We start from the raw sequence: 25,512 nt of genomic DNA on the forward strand, positions 1-25,512 counted from the left end.
TATTTTCTTATGTCGAAATTGCGCTTTGAGTGATCTGTGACAACCGTTTGCGAATTTCATCAGCCCATGGTTCGTCTCCTAGCGATTGTGCTAGTAACATAATGTCCAGAAGCTCGTTAATTCGTTCCTCAACAATTTTCTCCATAGAATCATTCATACGCTCTTTTTCTGTTACTTTTAGCAGCAAGAAAGCAACCTCCGAAACTTCGTGGAAGAAAAATTGCTGCTTCTCTGGTTTGCTCCCTAGTTTACCGATCAAACCCGTAAGTTCCGGTTTCACATGAGGGACAACCTCACTTCGGCCACAGGCCTCACAAGAATAGATAGGTACATTCTCAATATCTACTTTGTTCTGATAAATAACCGTACGCAGACGAAGGTTCATCGTGCGTCCGCACTTACAATACTTTTGCATTCTAACACTCCTTCACTGGCAGGCGGCATGTACATGAGTTGCTTGTACTAAGTTATTCTACGATATCGTCAGATTTCCTTCTGAAATATGCATAGTAGTTTTTGCCACCTTTGGAAGCGAGCTATTACTTTTCCTGTTGTATGCTAAACGCAGCCAATTCATCGACAAATCGCTTGGAAAACGCTGGCAGATCTGGCGGGCGACGCCCTGAAATGATATTGCGGTCAACGACCACTTCTTCATCCAGCCAAGTTGCACCTGCATTTTCGATATCATCACGAATACCTGGTGTCGATGTCATGGTATAACCATTTACGATTTTAGCTGAAATCAAGACCCAGCCTGCGTGGCAAATTTGTGCGATTGGCTTTGCATCCGCATGGAACTCTTGGGTTAGCCGAATAACGTCAGCATAGCGGCGTAGCTTATCGGGCGCCCAGCCACCTGGTACATAAAGGCCAACATAATCGGAGGACTTCACTTCATCAAAGGCATAATCCGTGGTGAGAGGCACACCATATTTGCCATGATATACCGTTTTAGCTTTTGGACCAACGAGATCAACAACTGCCCCTGCTTCGCGCAATCGGTAAACAGGATACCACATTTCTAAATCTTCAAATTCTTCATCGACAAAGGCAAGAACTTTCAAGCCTGCTAATTCCATCTCAATTACCCCCTACAATAGATTCCGTTTGTTCCAATTGTTCTGTCTGAGCAAGCAACTCGATAATTTCATCACTCGTTCTGCAAAGCAGAATGCGATCTACCAAGGACTTGCACGTCGCGGCATCACTACTTAGTAACCGATGTTTCACTTGTAATAACGTTTGTACGGAAATGCTCAGCTCTTCAATGCCGAGCCCAAGCCAAATCGGCAGTGCGCGAATATCTCCCGCCATCTCCCCGCATACCCCTACTGGAATCCCCGCACGTTTGCCTGCGTCAATGACAGTTTTGAGTAATCGAATAACAGCTGGATGATAGGGATTATATAAGTGCGCGATATTCTCGTTCATGCGATCTACAGCTAATACATATTGCACGAGATCATTCGTACCAATACTCATGAAATTCACTTCACTTGCAAGCACATCCGCAATGATGGCTGCCGCGGGAACTTCAATCGTAAGGCCTACTTCGATATTGGCGTTATAGGGGACACCAAGGGCACTCAGTTCTAACTTCGCACGCTCTAAATATGATTTCGCCTGACGGACTTCATCTAGAGATGTCACCATCGGGTACATGATTTTCACATTACCAAAATGACTGGCTCTAAGGATCGCTCTAATCTGTGTCATAAATAAATCCGAACGGTCCAAAGAAATCCGGATGGCCCGATAGCCGAGGAATGGATTATCCTCTTTGGCAAGCGGCATATAGTCCAGCTTCTTATCTCCGCCGATATCCAGTGTACGTATGACAATGGGACGACCTTTGAGCTGAATAGCCGCGTGGCGATACACCTCAAATTGCTCCTCTTCGCTAGGCAGCGAATCGCGATCCATATATAAGTATTCTGTACGGAATAAGCCTACACCCGAAGCGCCATTTCGCAGCACTTGGTCAATTTCCATGACAGAATTAATATTAGCATGCAGATTCACTAGACTCTTATCTAAGGTCAGCGGTGCGACATCGGCAATTTCTTGCAAACTTTCTTTGAATTCAAGCCAGTTTTTCTTACGCGCCTGATATCTCTCAATTGTGAGCTTATCTGGGTTAATGTATAACGTGCCTTCTTGGCCATCAATAATGAGGAAATCGCCATTTTGAATAGGACGCAGCAATTTCCCTTCCAAGCCGAGTACATAGGGAACCGACATCGCGCGGGCCATGATCGATACGTGGGAATGTGTCCCCCCGAGAATCGTTAACAAACCAAGCACGTTCGTCGGGTCCAGATGCGCCAGCTGGGACGGTGTGAGCTCTTTGGCCACTAGAATATAAGGATGGTCAATAGGAGGCACAGTTGTGCTTGTATCGCCTAAGAGATGCTTTAGGAGACGATTCCCGACGTCCTTGATGTCCAGCGCGCGTTCCTTCATGTATTCGTCATCAATCAAATTAAACATACCGACAAATTTATCAATGACTTCCTTAACCGCAACTTCAGCGGCCTTATATTGCAGTTCAATAATGCCTTGGATCTCATTCATGAAAATCGGGTCTTCCAAAATCGCCAGATGCGCGTCAAAAATATACGCTTGTTCTTGCCCAACCACTTCTTTAATCTCTTGTTTAATGAGTTCAAGCTCATCCTTCGAATGTCGAATACCATCATACAAGCGTTCGAACTCATACGCTAAATCAGTGACATCAATCATTTTCTCGGGAAAATCCCATTCCCAGGTGGGAATCACAAATGCTTGCCCCATGGCAATTCCTGATGACGCGCCTACTCCTCTAATCATCCGTTCGTCCCCCCCTCGGATTTAGTTGGCTTAAGGACAACGGACATAACAGAGCCTTGGCCTTTCTTAACTGGCTTGAATGGTGCAAAGCTCCAAGACTTCACAATGTCCGGATTCGTAATAATCATTGGTGTCGCTAAGGACGATGCGAATTTCTTGACTTTATTATAATTAAATTTCACAAGTAACTGACCTGCTTCCACGCGATCGCCTTCCTTCACCACCGCATTAAAGCATTTGCCTGGTAGACTGGACGTGTCGATACCGATGTGTAACAGAACCTCGAGCCCTTCATCTGTCAAAATACCAAGCGCATGCATCGTCGGATAAATGTGCATGATGGTCCCTGCAACCGGAGATACCAACTCCCCTTTTTCAGGAATAAAGGCAACGCCATTACCCACCAAGCGTGATGCAAAAATGCGATCCGGCACTTCTTCGATTGGGATCATACGCCCCTGCATAGGCGAAGTAAACAACACAACATGAATGTCTTTGCGTAATACTTTCATAATTTCTTCGCGAATAAGCTCTGAGAATGTTCCAAACACGACTTGAACATTGCCTCCTCCAAGACGTATGACGCCTGCTGCTCCTAAGTGTCGTAATGCCGTGATGTCCATCAGACGATCATTGACAAGCGTAAGTCGCAATCGGGTAATGCAGGCTTCAATCTTCTTAATATTGTCTTTCCCACCAAGTGCCTGCAAAATCAGCGGTGAACGATACGGGATGTCTCCCGCCCACTCTTCTAAGGATGAACCCTCTTCTCTGCCAGGAGTAGGAATTTGAAACCGTTGAATCGCCCAGCGAAACAAGAAATAATAAAGTAACCCATACACCACGCCAATAGGCAGTAACAATAAGCCATTGTGCGACAAGTGTAAATTAATGATGTAATCAATCGCTCCAGCAGAATAAGAAAACCCATGATGGATATTCAGCTCGTAAGCCAGCCACATGGCTACACCGGAGAGAATCGCATGAATCACAAATAGATAGGGCGCCACAAAAAGAAAAGCAAATTCAATAGGCTCCGTCACGCCGGTTAAAAAGGAAGCCAGTGCAGCCGTCAAGAATGTTGCCTTGATCTTCGGCTTTAAATCTTCCCGAGCTTCACCGATAATCGCAAATGCAATCGCAGGTAAAGCAAACATCATAATGGGGTATAACCCTGCCATATAGGTACCCGCGGTTGGATCACCCGCAAAGAATCGCGGTAAATCCCCATAAGCATATTGCCCGGATGGCGTTTCATAGGCACCTACTTGAAACCAAAAAAAGTTATTTAAAATATGATGCAAACCAGAGGGGACAAGCAAACGATGAGCAATCCCATAGATAAATGCCCCGAACCCGCCCAATCCAAGTAAACCGCTTGAAATCTTGCTCATGACCGTTTCTAATGTAGGGCCAATCGCGATCATAATATAAGATACAATCAAGGTTGCGAGTCCCATGACGAGCGGTACCATCCGGGGTCCACCAAAAAATTGTATGTATTCAGGGAGCTTGATCTCCTTGCAGCGATGATAAATGATCGCAGCCAATAAGCCAATCAAGATGCCGCCAGAAACGCCTAATTGAAACTGCGAGCCCAGTCCGTGTTCAATGAGACGGGTAAACATAAAATAACCTAGCATAGCTGATAATCCAGCTATCCCGGCACTCTCCGTTAATCCCAATGCTACACCGACAGCAAAGATAATCGGTATATAATCAAAGACTGTGTTTCCAGCTAAAGTCAGCATATCCCCAAAGCTAGAAGCATGTATGACATCCCAAGGTAAATCCCCTAGACAAAGCAGCACAGCAGCAATCGGAAGCGCAATGGTAGGCAGCATTAAGGAGCGGCCAAGCTGTTGTAAGTTCCCCATCCAGTTCAAACGAACGCTACCTCCTTAAAGTTTTCGTTAGAAAACTGACTTCATAACCATCTTCCTTAGCAAATTCGAAGAGTGTCTTACCCGTATATTCACGCAATATTAACCTAATAATAAGATTCTCTTATCAAATCGTAAAGCTTGTTCGTCCGTTTGTCAAAAATAAAATAAGCAGCATCCCGAGCATGACTTTCGTTGGATACCTACTTACGAAACGTAAAAGTTGACTAAGTAGGTAAGTTACTGTCATACTTTATGGGTAACCTATTTCATAATCCTAGGAGGAACTACTCTCATGTCGTATGATGTTATTATTATTGGTGCAGGACCTACAGGCGCAAGCGCAGCATTATTCACTTCCAAAGCAGGTAAGAAGACATTGGTCATTGACAATGAACAAAGCGTAACGAAACGTGCTTGGGTAGAAAATCATTATGGCGTAGAAGCGATTAGCGGACCGGATTTAGTTGACATCGGTAAAAAGCAAGCCGCTAAATTCGGTACCGAATTCGTTCAAGGCAAAGCCTCTGCGCTTCTCAAAAGCGATGAAGGATTTCAGGTTACAACAGAAAGCGGTACTTATGAAGGCAAGCATGTGATTCTGGCAACTGGCTTATCCGTAGAACTTGCTGAAGCAGCAGGTATCGCAACAAAAGCTGGCACAGAGCCAAGAATTAAATCGATTGTCGATTGTGATGCACAAGGCAATACGAGTCTAAAAGGCGTGTGGGCTGCTGGAACGACTGCAGGTGTCAGCATGCACACGATTATCACGGCTGGCGATGGTGCGAAAGTAGCTGTCAATGTCATCAGCGAACTGAACGGCGAGCGCTATGTCGATCATGATGTTTTAAAAGCTTAATTTCCCCTAATTGAAAAAGCCGCTTATCGATGCCTACATAAGGCTGCCGATAAGCGGTTTATTTGATTTTACAAGGCGGAATTTAGTTGTTTCGGGGATTCAAAATCGCATCTTCAACTTTAATGCACCGATCCATGATCACTTCTAAGCCCGCTTCACTCGCAATTCGTGCCGCTTCTTCATTTACGATTTCCAACTGCAGCCAAAATACCTTGGCTCCTATTTTTACCGCTTCCTCAGCGACAGGCACAACTTGGTCAGCACGTCGAAACACATTAACAATATCAACAGGCTCAGGGATATCTGATAACGAAGCATAGCACTTCTCACCTAGAATTTCTTCTGCATTTGGATTCACAGGTATGATCCGGTACCCTCGGCTCTGCATCGCTGCTGAAACCATATAAGATGTGCGATCTGGCTTATCCGATAAGCCGACTACAGCAATATTTCCCGCTTTTGCAAGCAAATCTTTGATGTGTTCCCTTGACGGATTTTCAAATGTCATGTGGATCATCCTCCTATTTATTCAAGTAGGTAAGGCCCTGTTTCCCCATAGCTGTCCAACTGTCAATAAATTGAGACTTATTCACTTGTAGCTGCTTTTTCCCGCTTAACGGATCATTTAAATAGACATTCGTCTCGTCATATCCAACAAGCACTACCGCGTGTTCCGAATACGTGGTTTGGATCGGGCCTATCGGTGTATCCCAGGTTACCCATTTATACGGTTGATTATAATCAATCGTCGTCCAAACAATGACAGGAATACCGCTGGCAACTTGCTTTTCATACAACTCGAAGGCCTCTCCCGTGATATCAATGGCCTGAGGCACATAGTTCTTCAACAGAGGGAATAAACCTGCGTGATAAATACCGAAGCCTCTTTGTTTACGGGTAACATCACCGACGAACCCTGTATTGGGGTTACCCCAATATCCAATGGAACCATCAGCATTCAGCTTTGCTGGTGTGCTGTCTCTAGGCATCTCCGAAACAAGCTCCATCTTCGCTTTGTTAACACCGTAGAATTGTAACAGCATCGTGAGACTTGTGATCTCACATCCTGCTGGTAATTCAGGCAATTGTTCAACCACGGGTACATCCAGCATCGCTGATTTCATTATCGGAATCGCAGTTGGTGACGGTGTCGGTTTCGCAGTAACCTTCGTCGTTGCTGCAGGCTTATCAGCTGCCAAGACTACTGGACCAGATGCGAAAAAGGTCGGCTCTTTCCCCGTTGCCTTCGCATACAGCAAGACAGCAAATACACTGCTTGCAAATGTAAGACCTGCAACAAGAAACAGTCCAAACGTCACCTTCAAACCTTGCCAAATAATCCTCATGCTGACTCACCCATTCATTGTAATAGAAATTCTAAGATTCACTCACAAGCTCAACCTGTGCACCGATCGAACGCAAGTGGTCAAAATATTGCGGATAAGACTTCGCAACATGATGAGCGTCCCGAATCGTTAAGCCTTTCTCTGAACGCAAACCTACGACAGTAAGCGCCATGATGACGCGATGATCGAAATGCGCGTTAATTTCGACGCCGCCTTCAACCCCTTGCGGCTTACCGTGAACAATAATTTCACTTTGGCGTTCTTCAACATCCGCGCCTGCTTTGCGGAGTTCATTCAAATAATCTGTGATGCGATCACATTCTTTATACCTAAGGTTCTCCACATTGTAAAAGCGTGAAGTGCCTTCCGCGAATACAGCTGCTGCCACCATGGCAAGCACCGCATCCGTGAAATGATCTCCGTCAAATTCACCAGCAACAAGACGTTGATTGCCTAGCACATGCACAACACCATTATCATGCGTTAAGTTAACGCCCATCGCTTTCAGCACATCCACACAGGCTTTCTCACCCTGTTTGCTGTTCTCTTCCAAGCGAAGCACGCGCACATCCGAATTCGTTACCGCAGCGGCTGCTAGAATTGCAGCAGAACCTGGGTAATCGCCCTGGATCACATATTCCTTGGCTTCATATGACTGACCTCCCGGAATACGGTAGTGCATCAAATCTTCGCTGGCATGTACGACAATACCAGCCTGAGCTAAGACTTCAAGCGTTTGACCGACAATGATTTTGGATTTCAAATCATGGAGCACTTCAATCTCACTATCCTCTTCAAGGAGAGGTGTCATAAACAATAGAGAACTCAAAAATTGCGAGCTGACATTCCCCGAAACGGTGATTTTCCCGCCGCGTGGTTGTCCCCCTTTAATAGTTATCGGCAAACGACCGTTATTATGTTGTACTTCCACACCCATTTGTTGCAAAGTATCAATCAAATCATCATGAGGACGCTTCCCCAATGATTCCGGATACGTATTAACGAAGGTCACATCCGGACAAAAAGCTGCCGTAGACATCAAAAAGCGAAGCACAGCCCCCGCATTGCCCACATTCAATTCAGATACATGCTTCGGATTTTTACCGAAACCCGTAATGACAATTTTTTCATCGTCTTCTTCGATAATCGCGCCAAGATCACGCACACAACGTCTCATCGCATCACTATCTTCACTATGAGCTGGATAGTAGATTGTGCTTGTCCCATTCGCTAGTGCACCAATGAGCAAGTACCGGGTTGTATAGTTTTTGGAGGATAAGGCATTAATTTCCCCTTGAAGATGGGAGGTTGGTTTCACGATGGCTTTCATGTCGATTATTAACTCCTTCGCAAGTGTTTATATGTATGATCCGACAAGGATAACTGTCAGAAAACATTCAGTAGCAGTGAGATAGTGATCCTCATATTTATCACAGTGTACCATACGCCATTTAACTTGGGAACCTTCTTACAGGGCGGTACATCAGTGCGAAACTTAAGGAATGTTCCCATGGGTTTGACATCTTGGCGTTATATTTCTATCATACTAAGTAAGGGGCGATTCCCCTGAAAATCACTAACATGGAGGCCTACATATGGATACGATTCTACCATCCGAGATCAAAGCAAGACTCGCCCAAGGAGAGAAGTTAACACTGATCGATGTACGAGAAGATGAAGAAGTCGCTGAAGGCATGATTCAAGGCGCTATACATATTCCCCTAGGCCAATTGCCAGATCGCTTAAGCGAAATTCCCGAAGTTGATGAAGTCATACTCGTATGCCGGAGTGGTAATCGCAGTGGACGCGCGCTCGGCTATTTAGAAGCCAATGGCTATAAAGGATTGAAAAACATGACTGGCGGTATGTTGGAGTGGGAGGACTAAGCTAAAAGCTAGTCTTCTCGTTCCGTAACTAACCCCGCTTGCTGAATAATACGATCTGCAATTTGATCTTCGGTTAACTCCGTTGTATCAATAGATATATGGGCAAAATCATAAGCATGCTTGCGTTGATCCATCAAGGTATGCACACGCTCCTCCAAATTACCTTGCAGCAAGGGGCGATTCGTATCCATACTGACTCTTTGAATAATCGTCTCTGCAGTTGCTTGCAAGCTAACGACAAAGCCATATTGCAGCATACAGTTCCGATTCGTCTCTGCGAGCACAGCGCCGCCGCCAGTCGCGACAACTTGATCTCTGGCTGTTAATATACGTGCCAGCGTCTTTGTTTCCAAAGCGCGAAAGTGAGCTTCGCCATGATTTTGAAATAACGCAGAAATACTCGTTTGTTCATCCTCTTCTAACACCGCGTCAGAGTCACGAAACTGCCATCCTAAACGCTCAGCTAACTTCTTGCCAACGGTAGACTTCCCAGTCCCCATGAACCCCACAAGTACAATATTGCTGACTGTCACATGAATCCCCTTCTCTCATATACTATTCAAACAAACTTTCCCAACATCATACCATAGCCCTCCCGCCATGAATACAATTCAACCCAAAATCATATAGTAGAGTGAATAAATTCTAGCACAAACAGTTAAGATTTTAGAGAGACCATGCCGACAAGGAGAGATGGAGCTTTGAACCCAACTGTTATGAACCAAACTGTCGCCTTCACTAATCGCACACAACGTAAATTGGAGCAAATTTTGCATCCAAGCTATACACTTTGCAAAGAGGATGTCGTCTGGATTCTAGAGTTTATTAAGAAAAAAGTGGCTGAAGAAGACCCAACAGTACAGGGTCTCAATCAACCACGATTATTACGAAACTTTCGCTATTTTGCCGAAGTGTCTCTCATGCTGATCCATCGTCGTAATGGCTTCGATCAAGAAAATGATCGGCTGAAGACGTGGCTCAGAGAAGCCGCATACGGTCTGCAGGAAGAGGCCTAGAGCCTATTCCTATTCGTTACCCATCCAGTTGTAGTGGAAGGATCCTTCTTTGTCCACACGTTGGAACGTGTGCGCACCGAAGTAATCACGTTGCGCTTGCAACAGATTAGCCGGTAATCTTTCAGTACGGTAGCTGTCATAATAAGCAAGTGCGGAAGCAAAGGATGGAACCGCGATACCGCGAGTAACTGCTTCTGCGATAACTTGTCTCCACGATTGTTGATAGTTATCAACGACACCAGTGAAGTAAGAATCGAGCAACAAGTTTTTCAATTCCGGATTGCGATCATACGCATCTTTGATATTTTGAAGGAAACGAGCACGGATGATACAGCCGCCACGGAAAATCATCGCGATGCTGCCGTATTTCAGATCCCAGTTATATTCTTCGGAAGCTGCTCTCATTTGAGCGAAGCCTTGTGCATAGGAACAAATTTTGCTTGCATATAGAGCTTGACGAACAGCCTCAATAAACGCTTTGCGATCCCCTGTAAATGCTGGAGCATCAGGTCCTTTGAGTACTTTGCTAGCTGCTACGCGTTCTTCCTTCATCGCAGAGATGAAACGGGAGAATACGGATTCTGTGATGATGGAAAGCGGCACGCCAAGGTCCAGAGCACTTTGACTGGTCCATTTTCCTGTTCCCTTTTGTCCTGCGGAATCCAGAATCACGTCAACCATTGGTTTACCTGTTTCTGCATCATATTTCGTGAAGATATCACGTGTGATTTCGATGAGGTAGCTATCCAACTCGCCGTTATTCCACTCTGTGAAAATCTCGTGAAGCTCTTCTGTTGTAACGTTCAATACGTCTTTCAACAATTGGTACGCTTCGCAAATCAACTGCATATCGCCGTACTCAATGCCGTTGTGCACCATTTTGACATAGTGACCGGCACCGTCTGGTCCGATGTACGTACAGCATGCGTCTTCGCCAACTTTGGCAGAAATCGCAGTAAGGATAGGCTCAACTAGTTTATAAGCATCTTCTTGACCACCTGGCATAATAGCAGGTCCTTTAAGTGCGCCTTCTTCACCACCGGAAACACCTGTACCTACGAAACGAATACCGTGTGCTTCAAGGTCTTTGTTACGACGTTGTGTGTCTGGGAAGAATGCATTGCCTCCGTCGATCAAAATATCGCCTTTATCCAAATGCGGCAGCAATTGGTTGATCGTATCGTCTGTAGGACCGCCAGCTTTGACCATGATCAAAATTTTGCGCGGCACTTCAAGCGATTGAACGAATTCTTCTACGCTGTATGTACCTACGAGCTGTTTGCCTGGTGCCTCTTGAAGAAGCTCCTTCGTTTTCTCAGCAGAGCGGTTAAATACGGATACAGTGAAACCTCTGCTCTCGATGTTTAACGCTAAGTTTTTCCCCATTACTGCTAAACCGACAACACCAATTTGTTGTTTAGACATGTCTCTTCTACACCCTTCCGATATATAAATAGTTAAATCGTCATCGCGCCAAAACCGCCGTCCACTCTCAAAACAGTTCCTGTTACAAAGCTCGAAGCTTTATCAGAAGCCAGATATACCGCAGCACCTTGAAGCTCTGCAGCCTCACCAAATCGATTCATCGGCGTATGACGCATAATGGATTCAATTCGTTCAGGCGACAAAATCTTGCGATTCTGCTCGGCAGGGAAAAAGCCAGGAATAATGGCATTCACACGAACGCGACTCGGAGCAAACTCACGAGCTAAGTTCTGTGTAATGTTATTCACTGCTGCTTTAGAAGCGGAGTAAGTGAATACACGGGAAAGCGGTGGATCCGAGGAAACGGATGAAATATTAATAATGCTTCCGCCTTCACCTCGTTCAACCATGTATTTCCCAAATACTTGGCAGGCTAACACGACACTTTTCAAATTTACCTCCATAATAGAATCCCATTCTTCCATGGAAATGTCAAAGAAAGGCGTCGCACTATTTTTACCTGGACAATTCATCAGAATATCTGCACTGCCTGACCATGCGATGACATCCTGAAGAACTTGCTCCAAGTCCTCACGTTTGGTTGCATCAGCTTGGAACGTCTTCGACTCGCCACCAATAGCTGCAATGCTCTCACGAACCTGCTCGCTCTTCTCTTGATTGCGTCCAACGATGGCTACTTTCGCGCCATGTCCAGCCAATGCAATAGCCATTGAACCGCCTAGTGTGCTGTTACCGCCAATAATTACTGCTGTTTTCCCAGAAAGATCGAATAAGTTCATTGTCGTCATCCTCTCGATTGATGTTGCTTGGCAAACGTCATGAAAGCCTTAAGCTTATTTATGATTGAGGACTCCGTAGGTGCTGACCTTGGAAAGCGGTGATCGCGTCGAATTGATCTTTTAACTGATGATATACGCTTGTATAAATAGATGTCAATTGTTGATAGACGCGATAATCGTTTTCGTTCACCTCGTGAGCCTTGCCTACCCCTATCCATTGATGTGCATGTGATAAATCATCGATCTCCCCCATTGCGAGAAGACCTAGCAGTGCTGCACCAATCCCTGAGCTCTCAATAGAGTCAGGAACCGTAACTGCGGTACCGAGCATGTCGGTCATCATCTGACGCCAAAAATCGGAACGTGCGAAACCGCCGGAAGCGCGGATCACCTTAGCGGGTCCCATCATCTGCTCCAGAGAAGCAGCAACGGCCTGAATCGAGAACATAACGCCTTCAAGCGCGGCGCGAATCATGTGCTTCTTCTGATGACTAAGTGAAAGACCGAAGTAAACACCGCGCGCATTGGCATTCCAATACGGTGCGCGTTCCCCGGACAACAAAGGCAAGAACAGTAAGCCTTCTGACCCCGCTTCTACTTCAGAAGCAAGAGCTGTCAGGTGATCATACGGATCGATGCCTAAGCGGCGCGCTTCCTCAGCCTCTGCCGTCGCGATCTGATCACGTACCCAACGGAACACAATGCCGCCGTTGTTGATGGGTCCGCCTACGACCCAGAAGTTTTCTGTGAGCGCATAGCAGAACAGCTTGCCTTCAGGGTCGGTTTGCGGTTTGTTCACGACGCTGCGCACAGCGCCGCTAGTGCCGATGGTGACGGCAACGACGCCAGGCTCGAAGGCACCTACGCCGAGATTGGCAAGGACACCGTCGGATGCGCCAACAATGAACGGCGTATCTGTGGACAAGCCCATCGCGGCGGCATAGGCGGAGCTTAGGCCTTGTACGCGATGCGTCGTCGGAACGAGTGTTGATAGCTGCTTCGGTGTCACACCGGCATAATCGAGCGCGCCAGCATCCCAATCCAGCTGCTCTAAGTTAAATAAACCGGTTGCGCTTGCTAAGGAGTGATCAATGACAAATTGACCAAACAGCTTCGCAAATACATACTCTTTTATCCCAATGAATTTATAGGTATTTCGAACAAGCTCTGATTCGTGTTCCCCAAACCATTTTAATTTCAGGAGGGGAGACATGGGGTGAATCGGTGTCCCTGTTCTTGCATAAATTTGTTGCCCCAGCCCGCTGCGCTTCAACTCATCCGCATACTGCGCGCTGCGATTGTCCGCCCACGTAATACATTGGGTAAGCGGTTTACGATGTTCATCAACTGCGATCAAACTGTGCATCGCGGAACTGAACGACACACAGAGCACTTGTTCAGGCGTGACGCCTTGTTTGCGAACAACGGCACCGATCCCCTGTACCACGGCCTCAAAGATTTGATCTGGATCTTGCTCTGCCCTGTCTGCGGCAGGTGTGAACAACGGATATTCAATGGAATGAGAGGCGAGCACGTGTCCGTCACGATCAATGACAAGCGTCTTCGTACTCGTAGTTCCGATATCCGCTGCAATTACATAAGGCTTCTGACTGGGTGTCATGGGCTAATATTCCCTTCTGCATCGAATGTTAGCTCATACGGCTCTGTTAAAATCTCAATGTCTGGATGCTGACGCGCAGCCTCAAGCAAATTCACTGAAATTTCGATCTCACCGAGGTGAAGTGTATCTTGAATGCGTACAAGCTTGCAGGTTGTGTAATCAAGGATATTACACGTCTTCACAGCCGCTTTGATCGCGTAGAAATCATTCTCCAGCGTCGTAGCAATTTTCGTAGGTGCACACACGGTTGATGTTAGACCGTTCGCGTACGTGAACTCAAGGTTCGTCTTATCTACTAGACGCTGCGTAGTAAAATCGGCCGTACCTACACCATTGGCGTTCCCTTTGGTTTCATGCGTCAAATCGAGAACGACCATCTTAGCAACCTCTGGGCCGCCATGTGCATACGGTGTAGGGTATCGTCCAGTAACGTTGGGATCCATGCCATCACCGCTAATATTTTTGCCGATGTAGTCGATCACCAGGACGTCGATCTCATCGAATAAAATTTTTGGTAAACGCGATTTCGCTTCAATGAGCAATAATTCTTCACGCGCTTCGATTTCTTTGGCAGGCAGTACTTCAACCTGGCACGTCTCATCGTAAGCATTTTCGACAAGAGCAACCCCGAATATAATCGGCAGCTTCTCGATCATCAAATTCGCCATCGCTGGCACATTCTCAGCCATGTACTTAAAGCCAAGCTGATGGCACGCTTCAGCGCCTTTTTGCTTGCCGAGACCAATCGCGATCATCTTCATGATCCCGCTCTCGATGCGACCGCGGAACGCCGTATGCGGCTTCACGCGATTGATAACCACAATCGCATCCGCTTCCGAAGCGATACGATCCACATAGACTGGCAATCCATTGGCCAGCTGATCAATTTGAACAACTTCCATGGAGGAACGGATCGGTGCACCCATCGTTTCTTCCGTAATACCAAAGTGCTCCAGGACCTCCGTTTGGCCTTCCGCTGTTGCCCCGCCATGGCTTCCCATACAGGGTACGATGAAAGGATGAGCGCCTCTAGCCTTAATGGCGTCCAAGGTTGTCTTCGTGAATCCTGCGATATTGGCAATCCCTCTGCTACCTACGGCAACAGCAACTTGCTGCCCCGGCAGGATGCTTGGCATGACACCGCTGCTCTCCAGCTTATCAGCGAGCTCCTGTAAAGGATTGGCCAGAATAGTGCGATCAAATTTCTGACGAATTTTGACCATTTGCGGAATCGGAATATCTTTTAACAGCTCTCTAAGAATGCTCATCGCTTTCTCCCACTTTCCTATGTGTGTAATGATTGCACGGATTCACGAACAATCAATTCTGTTCGCAACAGCAACTGCTCGGTTTCATGCCATTTATTTTCTATATTACCTAGGAGACGCATGGCGCCTTCTTTGCTAATTTGTTCAATCGGTCTGCGTACTGTCGTTAAAGCTGGGGTCACATAAGCCGCAAATACCGTATCATCAAAACCGACTACAGAAATGTCTTGAGGAACTTGCAATCCTGCTTCAAATACCGCTTTAATCGCACCTAGTGCCATCTCGTCATTACAGCAGAACACGGCAGTCGGTCGGTCAGTAAGACTCAAGAATTGCCTCATTGCTTTATGCCCGCTTTCCAAATCATACAATCCTGGCATGCGATATTCCGGCGGAACCGAGATCCCATGATGATCCATGGCACGCTCGAAGCCATCCTTCCGATTCTGCGCGGATTTAAAGCCTTTGCGCCCCTCAATTAGGGCGATTCGTTGATGGCCCTGCTGAACGAGAAAGGTTCCCGCATGAAATGCGCCTTGCTCTTCATCAGAGAGGACATTCAATACGCCTGCGGTTTCTACAGGCCGATTCAACACGACAAGAGGAATGCCTTTGGCAGCGATATGCTCGATAATCGGTTGATCGTCATCGCTTTGACTCACAATGATAATCCCGTCAAAGCTTTTCTTCGTGATGGAATGAAAGCTTGTATAGTCATCAATCCCTTTGACAATAAGCTGATAGCGATCCCTAATCACGGAGTTGACACCACGGATCGCTTCGTAGAAGAAGCCCGCGGAAGTTCCATTGCTTAGTGTGGTAAAGAATAGCCCTAAGTTATACGAACGATCGAGCACTAAACTCTTCGCACTGTAATTAGGCGTGTAATCGAGCTGCTCAGCAATGATACGAATGCGCGCCTTCGTCTCTTCCTGGATGAGCGGACTGTTGTTCAGCGCTCTGGAAACCGTCGTGTGCGATACACCCGCCAGCTTCGCGATATCCTTAATGGTTACACTCATACCTTCACCTCTATCTGAAGCATATCACATCTATGCACACGTTAACAATAGTCTTTTTACTGCACAAAAAAACTCCCTTCTCAGGGAGTCTTCTCCGTTTATTCGGTAAAAAAAGCTGGTAAATACGGTCTGTTCTGCTCCAGCATTTCGTCCATTAACGTCTTCGCCAAGGATACGGATGGCACCAACGGATGATGAACAAGCGCTTGAAGAACGAGATCCCTACTGCCTGTAACAGCCGCTTCAATCGTAAGCCGCTCATACGTTTTGACCGCGTGGATAAGCCCTTTCACATGCTCAGGAACTTTGGTCAGTCCCATAGGCACGGGACCTTGACCTGTCACAACACAGTTGACCTCAATGCAGGCATCGTTAGGCAAGAAATCAATGATGCCATTGTTACTCACATTCAGTGTCTGAATGTCGCGTCTGTCATTATAGAGCGAGATCATGAGGTTCACAGCTGCTTCTGAATAATACGCGCCGCCGCGTTTTTCCAATTGCTTCGGCTTTTCTTGCAAATCAGGATCCTGATACAGCTCGAAAAGCTCGTCTTCCACGCGCTTGACCACTTCCGCCCGTGTACCGTTTTCTTTCAAAGAAGTCAACTGCTCCTCAAGCATCGCACCCGTCATATAGAAATACTTGAGATAGTAGGATGGCAGTGCTTGCAGAGACCGTAGGAAGTCGGCATCCCATTCGCTCGCGGGTACATTTTTGCCGCTGTACTCTTCTCTTTTATCTAACAGCTCCGTTAGCTTGTCTTCCCCATCAATCTCAACGCGAGTCACCCAATGCAGATGATTCAAGCCAACGAATTCTGTATAAATCTGATCAGACGTAATGTCATATTTCTTCATCAGCCATTTGTGCAAACCGATTGGCGCGTTGCATAAGCCGATGCTTTTAACCTTGGAATATTTATGAATCGCCTCTGTGACCATACCCGCTGGATTCGTGAAGTTCAACAACCAAGCATTTGGGCTAAGCTCCTCAATATCTTTACAAATGTCCAACAGGACAGGGATCGTACGCAGCGCTTTCATCATCCCGCCAGGGCCCGTCGTTTCTTGGCCGATGACCCCATATTTATTCGGGATATGCTCATCCCATTTGCGTGCTTCCAACAAGCCCACACGCATTTGCGTACTTACGAAATCAGCATCTTTAATCGCTTCTCGGCGGTTTAATGTTAAGTATACGTCAATGGGTAAACCTGATTTTTCGATCATTCTTTTCGCCAGATTCCCGACAATTTCTAACTTATGTTTGCCTGCTTCCACATCAACAAACCATAATTCTTTGACGGGCAGCTGCTCATAATTTTTAATGAAACCTTCCACGATTTCCGGTGTGTAGGATGATCCTCCACCAATAATTGCAATTTTCAAAGCACCTTTCATACCACTCACGTCCCATCTCTAGTTTGTAGGAATTGCCTCATATTCGGAGACTGTTCTCAGATTATCGTAAGCTTGCTGGCTCAATGCGCGTCCCTCTGCTTCCATCGCGAGCCAAACAGCACCCACGACGGGTTCGACACTTAATTTCACAACTGTCGCATTAGGAGCTGCCTTCTGTACGGCTAGCTCGATATAGCGGTGAATGTACGAACCCTCACCTCTTGCAATCACACTTCCGGCAAGTACAACATCAAACTGGTCATTCTGCATGCCCAAACGCTGGATAACAGCCGTTGCTGACTTGCCCAACTCTTCCCCTTGAATGCGCAGAATGCGGCAGGCGACTTCATCTTCTTGCTTGGCCGCTTCAAAAAGAAGCTTGGTTACGTGCAGCGGAACAGGCTTATGGTGATCCATAAAGTCATCAAACAGGTCATCCACCGTAGCGTAACCAAGTTCCTTTAAGAGGAGATCCGTTAGCAAGGTTGGCTGCTCACGTCCGTCCCATGCGCGAATGACAGCGCGGAAAGCTTCAACAGCCAGCGTTCCACCGCCGCCAAAATCACCAAACTGATACGTAAAGCCGCCGCACTGATAGAAGTTCCCTTGGCGGTTCTTCCCTGCGCTATTCGTGCCGCTTCCGCAAATCAACACGACGCCGAATGGCTGCGGTGTGCCGGCACGAAGTGCAATCATCGTATCGCAATCGATTCCGTACTTAGCGAATCCCAGCCCTTTAATGAGAGGGCGAAGCACTTCATAATCGATGGGGCGATCTGCCCCCGCTAACCCGAAAAAAGCATACGTGATATCCTCACGAGATAGATTCGCTGCTTGTAAGGCCATGTCCACAGAACTCGTGATGTTGCTCCGCGCTCGATCCACGCCTAGTTGATGATTGCCATTCCCGCTATGTCCTTTGCCAATGATTCGACCATCGGCATTCGTCACAAGTGTGTACGTTTTACTACCGCCGGCATCGACGCCTAAATAATATGTCATCTTAGTTGTCTCCTTGCTGTTGATTCTCTTATGATGAGTTCTGGCTCCAACTTCACAGTCTGATGCGTCTGCGTGATGCCATCGATCCATTGCATCAATTCATCTACTGCACGACGCCCTAACTCATGGGCCGGCTGCCTGACCGTTGTTAAATTCGGACGAAATTCCGATGCAAAAATCTGATCATCAAACCCTACGATCGATATATCTCTCGGCACTTGGTATCCCGCGTTCTTACACGCATCCATGAAACCAAGTGCGATAAAATCATCCGCTGCGAACACAGCTGTCGGCATCCTTCCTGCCTGAAGCCAATTTCCTGCGATTTCATAACCGGAAGTAATGCTAAATTCGCCAGGTTGGATCCATAACTTAGGCAAACCCGCTTCTTGCATAGCATGGATGTACCCACGCTCCCGTTCAGCGCTGCTTAAGAAGGGCTGCGGCCCTCGAATATGGGCAATCTCTGTATGCCCAAGCGCAATCAGATGCTTCGTCGCCTCATAGCCACCCTTGAAGTTATCCACAATAATCGAAGAAACCGATTCGTGAATATGCTGATTGTCCAGAAGGACAAAGGGAATTTTCTTCTTATGCAATTCGCTCACATAAGCATCCTCATTCGTAGGGGACACTACGATGAGCCCATCCACACGATCCTCTTGGAATAGGGATTTCTCAAAAGACGCAAACACATCAGTCGAAATAGATAACGCCAGAAAATAGCCGCGTTCTGCCAGTCGATCGTTCATCTCTTTGACGACCGCATCAAAAAACGAATCATTCAGTGTCGAGATCGCCACACCGATAATACCTGTCTTTCCTCTTGCTAAACTGCGGGCAGCAGCATTGGGCTGATAATCCAGCTCTTTCATCACTTGAAGAACCTTCTGCCTGTTCCCTTCTCTCACGGTACCAGCCTGATTAATGACCCTTGAAACCGTAACAACAGAAAGTCCGCTTTTCTTCGCCACATCAAAAATACTTACTTTCATGGATTCAACTCCTGTAATACTTACGAAAGTTTAAGCGCTTTAACTTTTATAAAACAATTATAAACGAAGCATTTCGAATCCACAAGTCTCGATTTCCTATGCCCCTTTAAACACACAAAAGAGAGTCCCGTATACGTTCATACAGGCTCTCTTCTATCCCAGCACACTATTCATTCTCACATCTCCAATAAAAGCATTTCTTGTCTCATCTCGATCAGTTTGACCTTGCTTTCCATCGCTGCCTTCGTATCCCCGGATGATAGGGCATCTTGTAGTGTCGCTAGTTCATAATCCAATTCCATACGTAAAATGGGGATGCGTTCATCCGTCCGTTTCGACCTTAGTGCTTGCATGACTTCTTCTACGGTCACAGCAGGCTCCTTCTGATACAGCACCTTATGCTCGATCCCGCTAATTTCCACCATACGGATAATTTCACCGAACATAATATTCTCAATGAGAATTTGCCGATCCTTGAATCTTTTGACTACCGCATGACCGCGTGTATCTCCGATCAGCTTCTCCATCATTTCAGCGAGCTTCTCATCCTTGAATGAATAATTGCCAACAATCTTATACTTCTCGCCAATTCGCTCGAATTTCAGCTTAATCAGCTTACGTCCCGTCCGTATTGAAATGATAAACTGCAGCTCGCTTTCGTTCCAATACAGAGAATATCCTTCTTGAATGAGTGCTTTAATGAAGTTCCGGATTAGCCGGCGATCAAATCGTAACTCTAGGTTGCAATACTCCACTTCATGACTCTTACTCACGGCAATCCCCTCCATAATTGGCACAACACCATTTATTTAAATATTCAGACAACTTGTGTTCTTACTGTTATCTTATTATGAATTCTATGTTTTAGCAACTTGGATTATGGATATTTTTTTAAAAGAAAGAGCACAAAAAAGCCGATGCCTGTTTGCCATCAGCTACAGCCCCTGTTATGCCTTTCCTATGGTTAATGCCAACCCCAGAAAAACCCATCACGTTCCCATGCTGCTCTTCCGCCATGCAATTTTTTGAAAATTTTCTTAACCTCTTTGGAAATCGCTTGATTGCCATTCTCATTCACGTAAATAAAGGATTCCCCAAAATTTTTGATAATATGGTCAACGGCATCTTTTTGATGCAAAATGCCCGCGGATTTCAATTCATTCATCATCCACTCTGCTACTTCATTTGCTGTCATCGTCTTTTCATTCTCCCTTCGCTTGCCATTCCTATATTGTAGCACAGATCGGAATAAATCCGCACTTAACTAGGGACACCAGCACAATCACATGAATCGTCGCCAAGAGTCCATTCCATCCCCTACCAAATGCCATATGCTGTGTCGAAAGACAAAGATCAAGTCTTAGAAAGAGAGGGTGAATGATATGGGTTATGGCGTAGGTGGAGTTGGTGGCGCTTGTGGCGTTGGCGGCGGTTCGGCAGCTGCAGGTGTTTTGGTTCTTTTCATCTTGTTGGTCATTATCACTAGTGCTTTCGTTATCTAATACTCCTTCCGATACGAAAGGGCAGCCCCTGCTAACAGGTGCTGCCCTTCTTGTTGTTTAGCTTACTTCTGCCTCAGCTGGCTTGAGAATGGCGGAACCCACGCTCATGAGAATCACTGCGAATAGCGAGAGCACGCCGATGTTCATCCCCATATGGGACAGCAGTTGACCCGATGGCATACGAAAACGTGACATTTAGTTATTAACCTTCGGGATCTCAATATCTTCCTTCGAAGAACTTCCTATGGAATAATCGAATGTACCATCCGTTTTGGTGATTGGATTCAACGTAATGGTGCTTCGGAAGAAATGACCACTATCTGTCAGTAAATAACTGTAGGTGTTCTCTGCAGGCATCTTATCGAGGATAATCGGGGTCCATGAAAGAACCACTTTATTGATCTCGAAATAGCGATATTGATCTACAAAAGCCTTCAAGACCTTTAGCTTGGTTGGATCCATCTCTCCAGTAATAACGAGTGGATCGAAATTCGTATACGATATGGTTGGGGACTCGTTCCCCACAGCCGTTTTCAATTCAGCCTCGCTCACATATAACTCTCCGGTATATTTCTCTTTCGCTTTACGCATGCCTTCGGTTCGAATGCCCATCCGCTGGAGATCAACTATCCGATAATACGTTTGATCCGCCATATTGATCAACATTGGGTAAGTCGCCCCGCGATAATCCATATACTGCGCATATGGGAATTGCAGCGTCATTTCTGTGTAATTCGTTTGATTTCCTTCTGTCGGTTGATTCGGATTGACTCGTTGGTTGATATAGATCGTTTTCGTGCTTTCTGTCCAATTTACAATAGAACCCAAATAACCACTCAACTCTTTAACAGGTAAGTAACTTGTATTATTGTAAATCAAAGGGGGGGATTCAAGTTTTATGTCTTTTCCATTTACAACCACTTTGAAATCGCTTCGGAGATAGGCATCAACACGCTGCAGCACGTCCTGTGCATACACACCCGCCCCAAAACAAGTTCCCATTAAGGTTCCGATGATTGCAATTTTTGACCATTTCGGTATCTTCTTCATTGTTGTCCTCCTGTATCTTTCCAGTGATCGTTGCTTAAATGGTTCGACAAATCCCTAAATTTACCTGCTTTTTTCGACAAAATCGGTCTTATGGCCTATGTGTCCTTTCTACGAATCTCGCAATCAATTGCGGGAAGTCTTAATTTCCTTTAGAATAGTTCTAATAAACGGCTACGCCAATCTTTTGAAAAACAGACATTGAAATGAGGACTCTAAGCGATGAGTTTTACAGGATTTACACAGCATGATTTCGATACCTTTTCCATTGAAGGCCTAGACGGCCGTATGGTCGCGATCCGCGAGCGGATTCAGCCTAAATTTAAAGCGCTAGGCGATGTACTGGCAGCAGACTTATCCGTGCAATCCGGAACCGAAATGTTCCTTCATATCGCGAAGCATCTGAGACGCAAAATTAATCCGCCAGTCGATACATGGATGGCCATCTGTCCTTACAAGCGCGGTTACAAGCAAGTCCCTCACTTCCAAGTCGGTCTCTTCGATGATCGTGTTTTTATTTGGCTGGCACTCATTTATGAGCTTCCGAACAAGGGCAACATCGCGACGACGTATATGAACAATTTGGACCACATTCAAGCCGAGATTCCGGCCGATTTCCTTCTATCCTTTGACCATATGAAAAAAGATGCGACACCCGTGTCCGAACTTAACGCTGACGGTTGGCATGAAGCTTTAACCCGCTTCCGTGATGTCAAAAAAGCAGAGCTGCTCATCGGCAGAAACCTCCGCTTCGATGATCCGATTCTTACTAATCCTGCAGCCTTAGAACAGTTGATTGAACAAACATTCCAGAAGCTGCTCCCATTGTACAAGCTTGCCGTGAACACTCCCGCTGTCTAATTCAGCAAATATTTATGTTAAATTAAGGTTATTTTTAAGTAAAATGAGGCACTCCTGCACAGACTAAGTCCTGTAATTCCTATTCAACAGGAAAGGAGGCCTCGAACAGACATGAAAACAAACACAATGACCAAATTTCTGGTCAGCTCTATCGCTTTCTCCTTTATCTTAGGAGGCAGCCTCACCGCAGTCGCGCAAAACCCTGATTCCGAAGGGCAAATGGCCGCTCAAACGCAGCAGCTTGATGAAAAGGGGCAAGGCGGACACCATAAACGCAAATGGCCGATTATTGAAGAATCTGCCACCGTCATCGGTGTCGACAAAGAAGCTCTCGTCAAATCGCTGAAAAGCGGTAAAAGCATCGTTGAAGCAGCCGCAGCCAAAGGGATCTCAGAAGCCGATCTCACAGCTAAACTGCAACAGTTACGGACAACGAAGATTGAAGCCGCTGTGAAAGACGGCAAGCTGACAGCTGATCAAGGCGAGCACATGAAACAAAAGCTCACTGAGCATTTGAAGTTCATTCTCAATGAGAAAAATCTGCTGGCTGGTCACCCTGGGCATGGTAAGCACAAATACGGCTTGAAGCCGGACACGGAGAAGCTTGCCAAATCTCTCGGGATGACTAAGGACGAGCTGCGCACACAGCTGCATGCCGGCAAATCATTAGCGGAAATTGCGCAAGCCAAAGGGATTTCCAAGGACAAGCTAGTGGTATCCATCAAGGATCAGTTAACCCCTTCCATCGAGAAGTGGGTTGATCACAAAATGGAACCAAAGGCGAACAAGTAAATGATCGTGACCTACATAAAGAGGCATTCCGGTATTTCGACGGGATGCCTCTTTGTTTTTATTTTCAAAAATGAGTGATTACTCACTTCACATTGGCATACAGTTGTCGTATGATAGGAATACAGGGAGTTCGTGAGTGATTACTCACTTTACTTTAAAAGAAGAAGGTGTGCATGATGGAGACCCTAAGTCCCGCATCCATTCAAGTTCAAACGGTCAGCAAGCAGTTTGGTGAAAAAGTCGTTTTGAAGGATATTACGCTCTCCGTGCCTCGAGCAAGCATTTTCGGACTCCTAGGTCCCTCAGGTTCAGGCAAAACGACGCTCGTACGCATGATCGCTGGTATTGATGCTCCTTCTTCAGGGGACGTGCATGTACTCGGTCAGAAGATGCCGCAGCTCGCTATGTTATCGCAAATCGGCTATATGGCGCAATCGGATGCCTTGTATGCGGAGTTAACCGCGCAGGAGAACCTTGCGTTTTTCGCAGCGCTCTATGGACTCAAAGGTGCCAAATGTAAACAGCGTATACAGGAAGTTATGGCACTGGTTGATTTGAGCGCTCATTTGAAAAAGCAGGTAAGTAATTACTCTGGCGGGATGAAAAGACGGCTCTCACTTGCAATTGCCTTACTACATGAGCCCAGCATCCTCATCCTCGATGAACCAACCGTAGGGATTGACCCCGTCTTGCGTAAATCGATTTGGCAGGAGTTAACGAATCTGAGTCAGCAGGGAACCACCATTCTTTTGACCACGCATGTGATGGATGAAGCAGACAAATGTCATCAGCTCGGCATGATTCGCGATGGGGTTCTCACTGCAGTTGGCACGCCAGGTGAGCTTAAACAAGCCACCTCAACTTCGACCATTGAAGAAGCATTTTTAGTGTATGGAGGTGCTGGTGCATGAGAGTCCGCGCGATTGTAATTCGTATTCTTCGTCAGTTTTTCCATGATAAGCGAACACTGATGATGATGTTGGTTGCCCCTATGTTAATTTTATTCCTGATGTCCTTAGTGTTCAATGGCAACACCTACGTTCCTAAATTAGGCGCGGTGAATGTGCCTGCTCCTCTCATTCAAAAACTGCAGGATCTTAACGCAGAAGTCACCGTCTATACCGCTGAGGCTGCGCAAGAGGCTCTAAGCGATGTTAAACTTGACGCAGTTATTAGTATGGATAACGCAACGCCGCACTTAACGCTTGAAGGCAGCGATCCTAGCAAGAACAAGGCTGTACTCTTCCTGCTTCAGAAAGCGTTGCAAAACGCAGGTCCAGCAAACACCACAGCGCTCACTCCTGCAATTACGTACTTACACGGAGCAGCCGATATGGCCGCTTTTGACAATTTCGGACCCGTTCTCATCGGCTTCTTCGTCTTTTTCTTTGTCTTCTTGCTGTCAGGCGTATCATTCCTCCGCGAACGCACGGGCGGCACCCTAGAACGCTTACTAGCGACGCCTCTACGCAGATGGGAAATCGTCGTTGGGTATATTCTCGGTTTTGGCATCTTCACAACCTTGCAGGCTACGTTGATTGCTTGGTTTGCGACAAGTGTTCTCGGCCTTATGTTAGCTGGCTCGTTCTGGTACGTGCTGCTCATCACTTTGTTGTTGGCGCTAGCCGCGCTCTCCCTGGGCACACTGATTTCCGCTTTTGCAAACAATGAGTTCCAAATGATTCAGTTCATTCCGCTCATTATCGTGCCACAAGTGTTCTTCTCCGGCTTATTCAGTCTGGATACGATGTCTATCTATCTGCGTTGGATTGGTCACCTAATGCCGCTTTATTACGGCGCTGATGCCTTGCGGAATATTATGATCCGCGGTGCTGGATGGGATCGCATTTGGCTAGATGTGCTGGTGCTCTTTTCATTCACGATTGTCTTTATGTTCTTGAATATAGTGGCATTGAAGAAGCATCGTAAGATATAATGAAAGGATGTCC

Annotated in this window: 28 protein-coding genes; 8 read left to right on the forward strand and 20 right to left on the reverse strand. The window is 46.3% G+C overall.

Going from position 1 to position 25,512, the window contains the following annotated elements:
* Window positions 1-7 precede the first annotated feature (7 nt).
* The 4 genes from A8709_RS00545 to A8709_RS00560 all read right to left on the reverse strand — a co-directional run bounded on the left by A8709_RS00545 (window position 8) and on the right by A8709_RS00560 (window position 4,718).
* A complete protein-coding gene (locus tag A8709_RS00545) occupies window positions 8-415 on the reverse strand; it encodes a hypothetical protein (protein ID WP_065850269.1) in 408 nt (135 codons plus the stop codon).
* A gap of 124 nt (window positions 416-539) precedes the next feature.
* Window positions 540-1,082 carry a type 1 glutamine amidotransferase domain-containing protein gene (locus tag A8709_RS00550; RefSeq protein WP_065850270.1) on the reverse strand — a complete coding sequence of 181 codons (543 nt, stop codon included), beginning with the start codon at window positions 1,080-1,082 and terminating at the stop codon, window positions 540-542.
* 1 nt (window position 1,083) lies between these two features.
* Window positions 1,084-2,832 carry a phosphoenolpyruvate--protein phosphotransferase gene (gene ptsP / locus A8709_RS00555; protein ID WP_065850271.1) on the reverse strand — a complete coding sequence of 583 codons (1,749 nt, stop codon included), beginning with the start codon at window positions 2,830-2,832 and terminating at the stop codon, window positions 1,084-1,086.
* A complete protein-coding gene (locus tag A8709_RS00560; protein ID WP_065850272.1) occupies window positions 2,829-4,718 on the reverse strand; it encodes a glucose PTS transporter subunit IIA in 1,890 nt (629 codons plus the stop codon). Before A8709_RS00560 ends, ptsP begins: the two co-directional genes overlap by 4 nt.
* A 292-nt stretch (window positions 4,719-5,010) precedes the next feature.
* Here A8709_RS00560 and A8709_RS00565 point away from each other — a divergent pair, with 292 nt between their 5' ends.
* Window positions 5,011-5,577 (forward strand): NAD(P)/FAD-dependent oxidoreductase, encoded by a 567-nt coding sequence (locus A8709_RS00565; protein WP_065850273.1) that lies wholly within the window; start codon window positions 5,011-5,013, stop codon window positions 5,575-5,577.
* An 82-nt stretch (window positions 5,578-5,659) separates the two neighbouring features.
* On the opposite strand, the gene A8709_RS00570 is transcribed toward A8709_RS00565, so the two are convergent.
* Genes A8709_RS00570 through aroA form a run of 3 tightly spaced genes read right to left on the reverse strand, consistent with a single transcriptional unit; the run spans window position 5,660 to window position 8,253 of the window.
* Complete coding sequence (locus A8709_RS00570) at window positions 5,660-6,085, reverse strand: CoA-binding protein (protein WP_065850274.1); 426 nt, start codon at window positions 6,083-6,085, stop codon at window positions 5,660-5,662.
* A gap of 13 nt (window positions 6,086-6,098) precedes the next feature.
* The gene (locus A8709_RS00575; RefSeq protein WP_065850275.1) at window positions 6,099-6,923 is read right to left on the reverse strand and encodes a C39 family peptidase; all 825 of its coding nucleotides are present in this window, start codon (window positions 6,921-6,923) and stop codon (window positions 6,099-6,101) included.
* Between the two features lie 31 nt (window positions 6,924-6,954).
* On the reverse strand, window positions 6,955-8,253 hold the full coding sequence (gene aroA, locus A8709_RS00580) for a 3-phosphoshikimate 1-carboxyvinyltransferase (protein ID WP_065850276.1): 1,299 nt from the start codon (window positions 8,251-8,253) through the stop codon (window positions 6,955-6,957).
* A 265-nt stretch (window positions 8,254-8,518) separates the two neighbouring features.
* Between aroA and A8709_RS00585 the strand changes: the two genes are divergently transcribed.
* The gene (locus A8709_RS00585; RefSeq protein ID WP_065850277.1) at window positions 8,519-8,809 is read left to right on the forward strand and encodes a rhodanese-like domain-containing protein; all 291 of its coding nucleotides are present in this window, start codon (window positions 8,519-8,521) and stop codon (window positions 8,807-8,809) included.
* A gap of 8 nt (window positions 8,810-8,817) precedes the next feature.
* On the opposite strand, the gene A8709_RS00590 is transcribed toward A8709_RS00585, so the two are convergent.
* Window positions 8,818-9,342, reverse strand: a complete 525-nt coding sequence (locus A8709_RS00590) for a shikimate kinase (protein WP_141692373.1) — start codon at window positions 9,340-9,342, stop codon at window positions 8,818-8,820.
* Between the two features lie 183 nt (window positions 9,343-9,525).
* On the opposite strand from A8709_RS00590, the gene A8709_RS00595 reads away from it, so the two are divergent.
* Window positions 9,526-9,825 carry a hypothetical protein gene (locus tag A8709_RS00595; RefSeq protein ID WP_065850467.1) on the forward strand — a complete coding sequence of 100 codons (300 nt, stop codon included), beginning with the start codon at window positions 9,526-9,528 and terminating at the stop codon, window positions 9,823-9,825.
* Between the two features lie 9 nt (window positions 9,826-9,834).
* On the opposite strand, the gene gndA is transcribed toward A8709_RS00595, so the two are convergent.
* The 10 genes from gndA to A8709_RS00645 all read right to left on the reverse strand — a co-directional run bounded on the left by gndA (window position 9,835) and on the right by A8709_RS00645 (window position 20,556).
* Window positions 9,835-11,250, reverse strand: a complete 1,416-nt coding sequence (gene gndA, locus A8709_RS00600; RefSeq protein WP_065850278.1) for an NADP-dependent phosphogluconate dehydrogenase — start codon at window positions 11,248-11,250, stop codon at window positions 9,835-9,837.
* Window positions 11,251-11,282: 32 nt separating this feature from the next.
* The gene (locus A8709_RS00605) at window positions 11,283-12,050 is read right to left on the reverse strand and encodes an SDR family oxidoreductase (protein WP_065850279.1); all 768 of its coding nucleotides are present in this window, start codon (window positions 12,048-12,050) and stop codon (window positions 11,283-11,285) included.
* A 58-nt stretch (window positions 12,051-12,108) separates the two neighbouring features.
* On the reverse strand, window positions 12,109-13,671 hold the full coding sequence (gene gntK, locus A8709_RS00610) for a gluconokinase (RefSeq protein ID WP_065850280.1): 1,563 nt from the start codon (window positions 13,669-13,671) through the stop codon (window positions 12,109-12,111).
* A complete protein-coding gene (locus tag A8709_RS00615; protein WP_065850281.1) occupies window positions 13,668-14,939 on the reverse strand; it encodes a nickel pincer cofactor-dependent isomerase, group 22 in 1,272 nt (423 codons plus the stop codon). The genes gntK and A8709_RS00615 overlap by 4 nt, the downstream gene beginning before the upstream one ends.
* 17 nt (window positions 14,940-14,956) lie before the next feature.
* The gene (locus tag A8709_RS00620) at window positions 14,957-15,961 is read right to left on the reverse strand and encodes a LacI family DNA-binding transcriptional regulator (protein ID WP_065850282.1); all 1,005 of its coding nucleotides are present in this window, start codon (window positions 15,959-15,961) and stop codon (window positions 14,957-14,959) included.
* Between the two features lie 98 nt (window positions 15,962-16,059).
* On the reverse strand, window positions 16,060-17,364 hold the full coding sequence (locus tag A8709_RS00625; RefSeq protein WP_065850283.1) for a 6-phospho-beta-glucosidase: 1,305 nt from the start codon (window positions 17,362-17,364) through the stop codon (window positions 16,060-16,062).
* A gap of 18 nt (window positions 17,365-17,382) precedes the next feature.
* Entirely contained in the window at window positions 17,383-18,366 is a 984-nt protein-coding gene (locus A8709_RS00630; RefSeq protein WP_065850284.1) for an N-acetylglucosamine kinase, read from the reverse strand.
* Complete coding sequence (locus tag A8709_RS00635) at window positions 18,363-19,361, reverse strand: LacI family DNA-binding transcriptional regulator (protein WP_065850285.1); 999 nt, start codon at window positions 19,359-19,361, stop codon at window positions 18,363-18,365. Before A8709_RS00635 ends, A8709_RS00630 begins: the two co-directional genes overlap by 4 nt.
* A gap of 176 nt (window positions 19,362-19,537) precedes the next feature.
* Complete coding sequence (locus A8709_RS00640) at window positions 19,538-20,134, reverse strand: hypothetical protein (RefSeq protein ID WP_065850286.1); 597 nt, start codon at window positions 20,132-20,134, stop codon at window positions 19,538-19,540.
* Window positions 20,135-20,325: 191 nt separating this feature from the next.
* Window positions 20,326-20,556: a DUF6953 family protein gene (locus A8709_RS00645; RefSeq protein ID WP_065850287.1), complete on the reverse strand. Its 231-nt coding sequence runs from the start codon at window positions 20,554-20,556 to the stop codon at window positions 20,326-20,328.
* Window positions 20,557-20,743: 187 nt separating this feature from the next.
* On the opposite strand from A8709_RS00645, the gene A8709_RS33440 reads away from it, so the two are divergent.
* Window positions 20,744-20,863, forward strand: coding sequence for a sporulation protein YjcZ (locus tag A8709_RS33440; protein ID WP_084224581.1), 120 nt, complete (start codon window positions 20,744-20,746; stop codon window positions 20,861-20,863).
* 57 nt (window positions 20,864-20,920) lie between these two features.
* Here A8709_RS33440 and A8709_RS34340 read toward each other — a convergent pair whose 3' ends face one another.
* Both A8709_RS34340 and A8709_RS00650 read right to left on the reverse strand, forming a co-directional pair.
* Window positions 20,921-21,058, reverse strand: a complete 138-nt coding sequence (locus A8709_RS34340) for a hypothetical protein (protein WP_167356963.1) — start codon at window positions 21,056-21,058, stop codon at window positions 20,921-20,923.
* Window positions 21,059-21,913, reverse strand: a complete 855-nt coding sequence (locus A8709_RS00650) for a stalk domain-containing protein (protein ID WP_065850288.1) — start codon at window positions 21,911-21,913, stop codon at window positions 21,059-21,061.
* Between the two features lie 219 nt (window positions 21,914-22,132).
* Here A8709_RS00650 and A8709_RS00655 point away from each other — a divergent pair, with 219 nt between their 5' ends.
* The 4 genes from A8709_RS00655 to A8709_RS00670 all read left to right on the forward strand — a co-directional run bounded on the left by A8709_RS00655 (window position 22,133) and on the right by A8709_RS00670 (window position 25,499).
* Complete coding sequence (locus A8709_RS00655) at window positions 22,133-22,771, forward strand: YktB family protein (protein WP_065850289.1); 639 nt, start codon at window positions 22,133-22,135, stop codon at window positions 22,769-22,771.
* A 111-nt stretch (window positions 22,772-22,882) separates the two neighbouring features.
* Window positions 22,883-23,563: a hypothetical protein gene (locus A8709_RS00660; protein WP_065850290.1), complete on the forward strand. Its 681-nt coding sequence runs from the start codon at window positions 22,883-22,885 to the stop codon at window positions 23,561-23,563.
* A 176-nt stretch (window positions 23,564-23,739) separates the two neighbouring features.
* Window positions 23,740-24,474 carry an ABC transporter ATP-binding protein gene (locus A8709_RS00665; protein WP_065850291.1) on the forward strand — a complete coding sequence of 245 codons (735 nt, stop codon included), beginning with the start codon at window positions 23,740-23,742 and terminating at the stop codon, window positions 24,472-24,474.
* On the forward strand, window positions 24,471-25,499 hold the full coding sequence (locus A8709_RS00670) for an ABC transporter permease (protein ID WP_065850292.1): 1,029 nt from the start codon (window positions 24,471-24,473) through the stop codon (window positions 25,497-25,499). The genes A8709_RS00665 and A8709_RS00670 overlap by 4 nt, the downstream gene beginning before the upstream one ends.
* Window positions 25,500-25,512 lie beyond the last annotated feature (13 nt).

Source organism: Paenibacillus pectinilyticus (assembly GCF_001700435.1).
Taxonomy (GTDB): Bacteria; Bacillota; Bacilli; order Paenibacillales; family NBRC-103111; genus Paenibacillus_E; species Paenibacillus_E pectinilyticus.

What these genes read in the sequence shown, in the direction of transcription:
- A8709_RS00545 (WP_065850269.1), bottom strand. Translation starts at nt 415, where the DNA reads ATGCAAAAGTATTGTAAGTGCGGACGCACGATGAACCTTCGTCTGCGT.
- A8709_RS00550 (WP_065850270.1), bottom strand. Translation starts at nt 1,082, where the DNA reads ATGGAATTAGCAGGCTTGAAAGTTCTTGCCTTTGTCGATGAAGAATTT.
- ptsP (WP_065850271.1), bottom strand. Translation starts at nt 2,832, where the DNA reads ATGATTAGAGGAGTAGGCGCGTCATCAGGAATTGCCATGGGGCAAGCA.
- A8709_RS00565 (WP_065850273.1), top strand. Translation starts at nt 5,011, where the DNA reads ATGTCGTATGATGTTATTATTATTGGTGCAGGACCTACAGGCGCAAGC.
- A8709_RS00570 (WP_065850274.1), bottom strand. Translation starts at nt 6,085, where the DNA reads ATGACATTTGAAAATCCGTCAAGGGAACACATCAAAGATTTGCTTGCA.
- A8709_RS00575 (WP_065850275.1), bottom strand. Translation starts at nt 6,923, where the DNA reads ATGAGGATTATTTGGCAAGGTTTGAAGGTGACGTTTGGACTGTTTCTT.
- aroA (WP_065850276.1), bottom strand. Translation starts at nt 8,253, where the DNA reads ATGAAAGCCATCGTGAAACCAACCTCCCATCTTCAAGGGGAAATTAAT.
- A8709_RS00585 (WP_065850277.1), top strand. Translation starts at nt 8,519, where the DNA reads ATGGATACGATTCTACCATCCGAGATCAAAGCAAGACTCGCCCAAGGA.
- A8709_RS00595 (WP_065850467.1), top strand. Translation starts at nt 9,526, where the DNA reads ATGAACCAAACTGTCGCCTTCACTAATCGCACACAACGTAAATTGGAG.
- gndA (WP_065850278.1), bottom strand. Translation starts at nt 11,250, where the DNA reads ATGTCTAAACAACAAATTGGTGTTGTCGGTTTAGCAGTAATGGGGAAA.
- A8709_RS00605 (WP_065850279.1), bottom strand. Translation starts at nt 12,050, where the DNA reads ATGAACTTATTCGATCTTTCTGGGAAAACAGCAGTAATTATTGGCGGT.
- gntK (WP_065850280.1), bottom strand. Translation starts at nt 13,671, where the DNA reads ATGACACCCAGTCAGAAGCCTTATGTAATTGCAGCGGATATCGGAACT.
- A8709_RS00615 (WP_065850281.1), bottom strand. Translation starts at nt 14,939, where the DNA reads ATGAGCATTCTTAGAGAGCTGTTAAAAGATATTCCGATTCCGCAAATG.
- A8709_RS00620 (WP_065850282.1), bottom strand. Translation starts at nt 15,961, where the DNA reads ATGAGTGTAACCATTAAGGATATCGCGAAGCTGGCGGGTGTATCGCAC.
- A8709_RS00625 (WP_065850283.1), bottom strand. Translation starts at nt 17,364, where the DNA reads ATGAAAGGTGCTTTGAAAATTGCAATTATTGGTGGAGGATCATCCTAC.
- A8709_RS00630 (WP_065850284.1), bottom strand. Translation starts at nt 18,366, where the DNA reads ATGACATATTATTTAGGCGTCGATGCCGGCGGTAGTAAAACGTACACA.
- A8709_RS00635 (WP_065850285.1), bottom strand. Translation starts at nt 19,361, where the DNA reads ATGAAAGTAAGTATTTTTGATGTGGCGAAGAAAAGCGGACTTTCTGTT.
- A8709_RS00645 (WP_065850287.1), bottom strand. Translation starts at nt 20,556, where the DNA reads ATGACAGCAAATGAAGTAGCAGAGTGGATGATGAATGAATTGAAATCC.
- A8709_RS33440 (WP_084224581.1), top strand. Translation starts at nt 20,744, where the DNA reads ATGGGTTATGGCGTAGGTGGAGTTGGTGGCGCTTGTGGCGTTGGCGGC.
- A8709_RS34340 (WP_167356963.1), bottom strand. Translation starts at nt 21,058, where the DNA reads ATGTCACGTTTTCGTATGCCATCGGGTCAACTGCTGTCCCATATGGGG.
- A8709_RS00650 (WP_065850288.1), bottom strand. Translation starts at nt 21,913, where the DNA reads ATGAAGAAGATACCGAAATGGTCAAAAATTGCAATCATCGGAACCTTA.
- A8709_RS00655 (WP_065850289.1), top strand. Translation starts at nt 22,133, where the DNA reads ATGAGTTTTACAGGATTTACACAGCATGATTTCGATACCTTTTCCATT.
- A8709_RS00660 (WP_065850290.1), top strand. Translation starts at nt 22,883, where the DNA reads ATGAAAACAAACACAATGACCAAATTTCTGGTCAGCTCTATCGCTTTC.
- A8709_RS00665 (WP_065850291.1), top strand. Translation starts at nt 23,740, where the DNA reads ATGGAGACCCTAAGTCCCGCATCCATTCAAGTTCAAACGGTCAGCAAG.
- A8709_RS00670 (WP_065850292.1), top strand. Translation starts at nt 24,471, where the DNA reads ATGAGAGTCCGCGCGATTGTAATTCGTATTCTTCGTCAGTTTTTCCAT.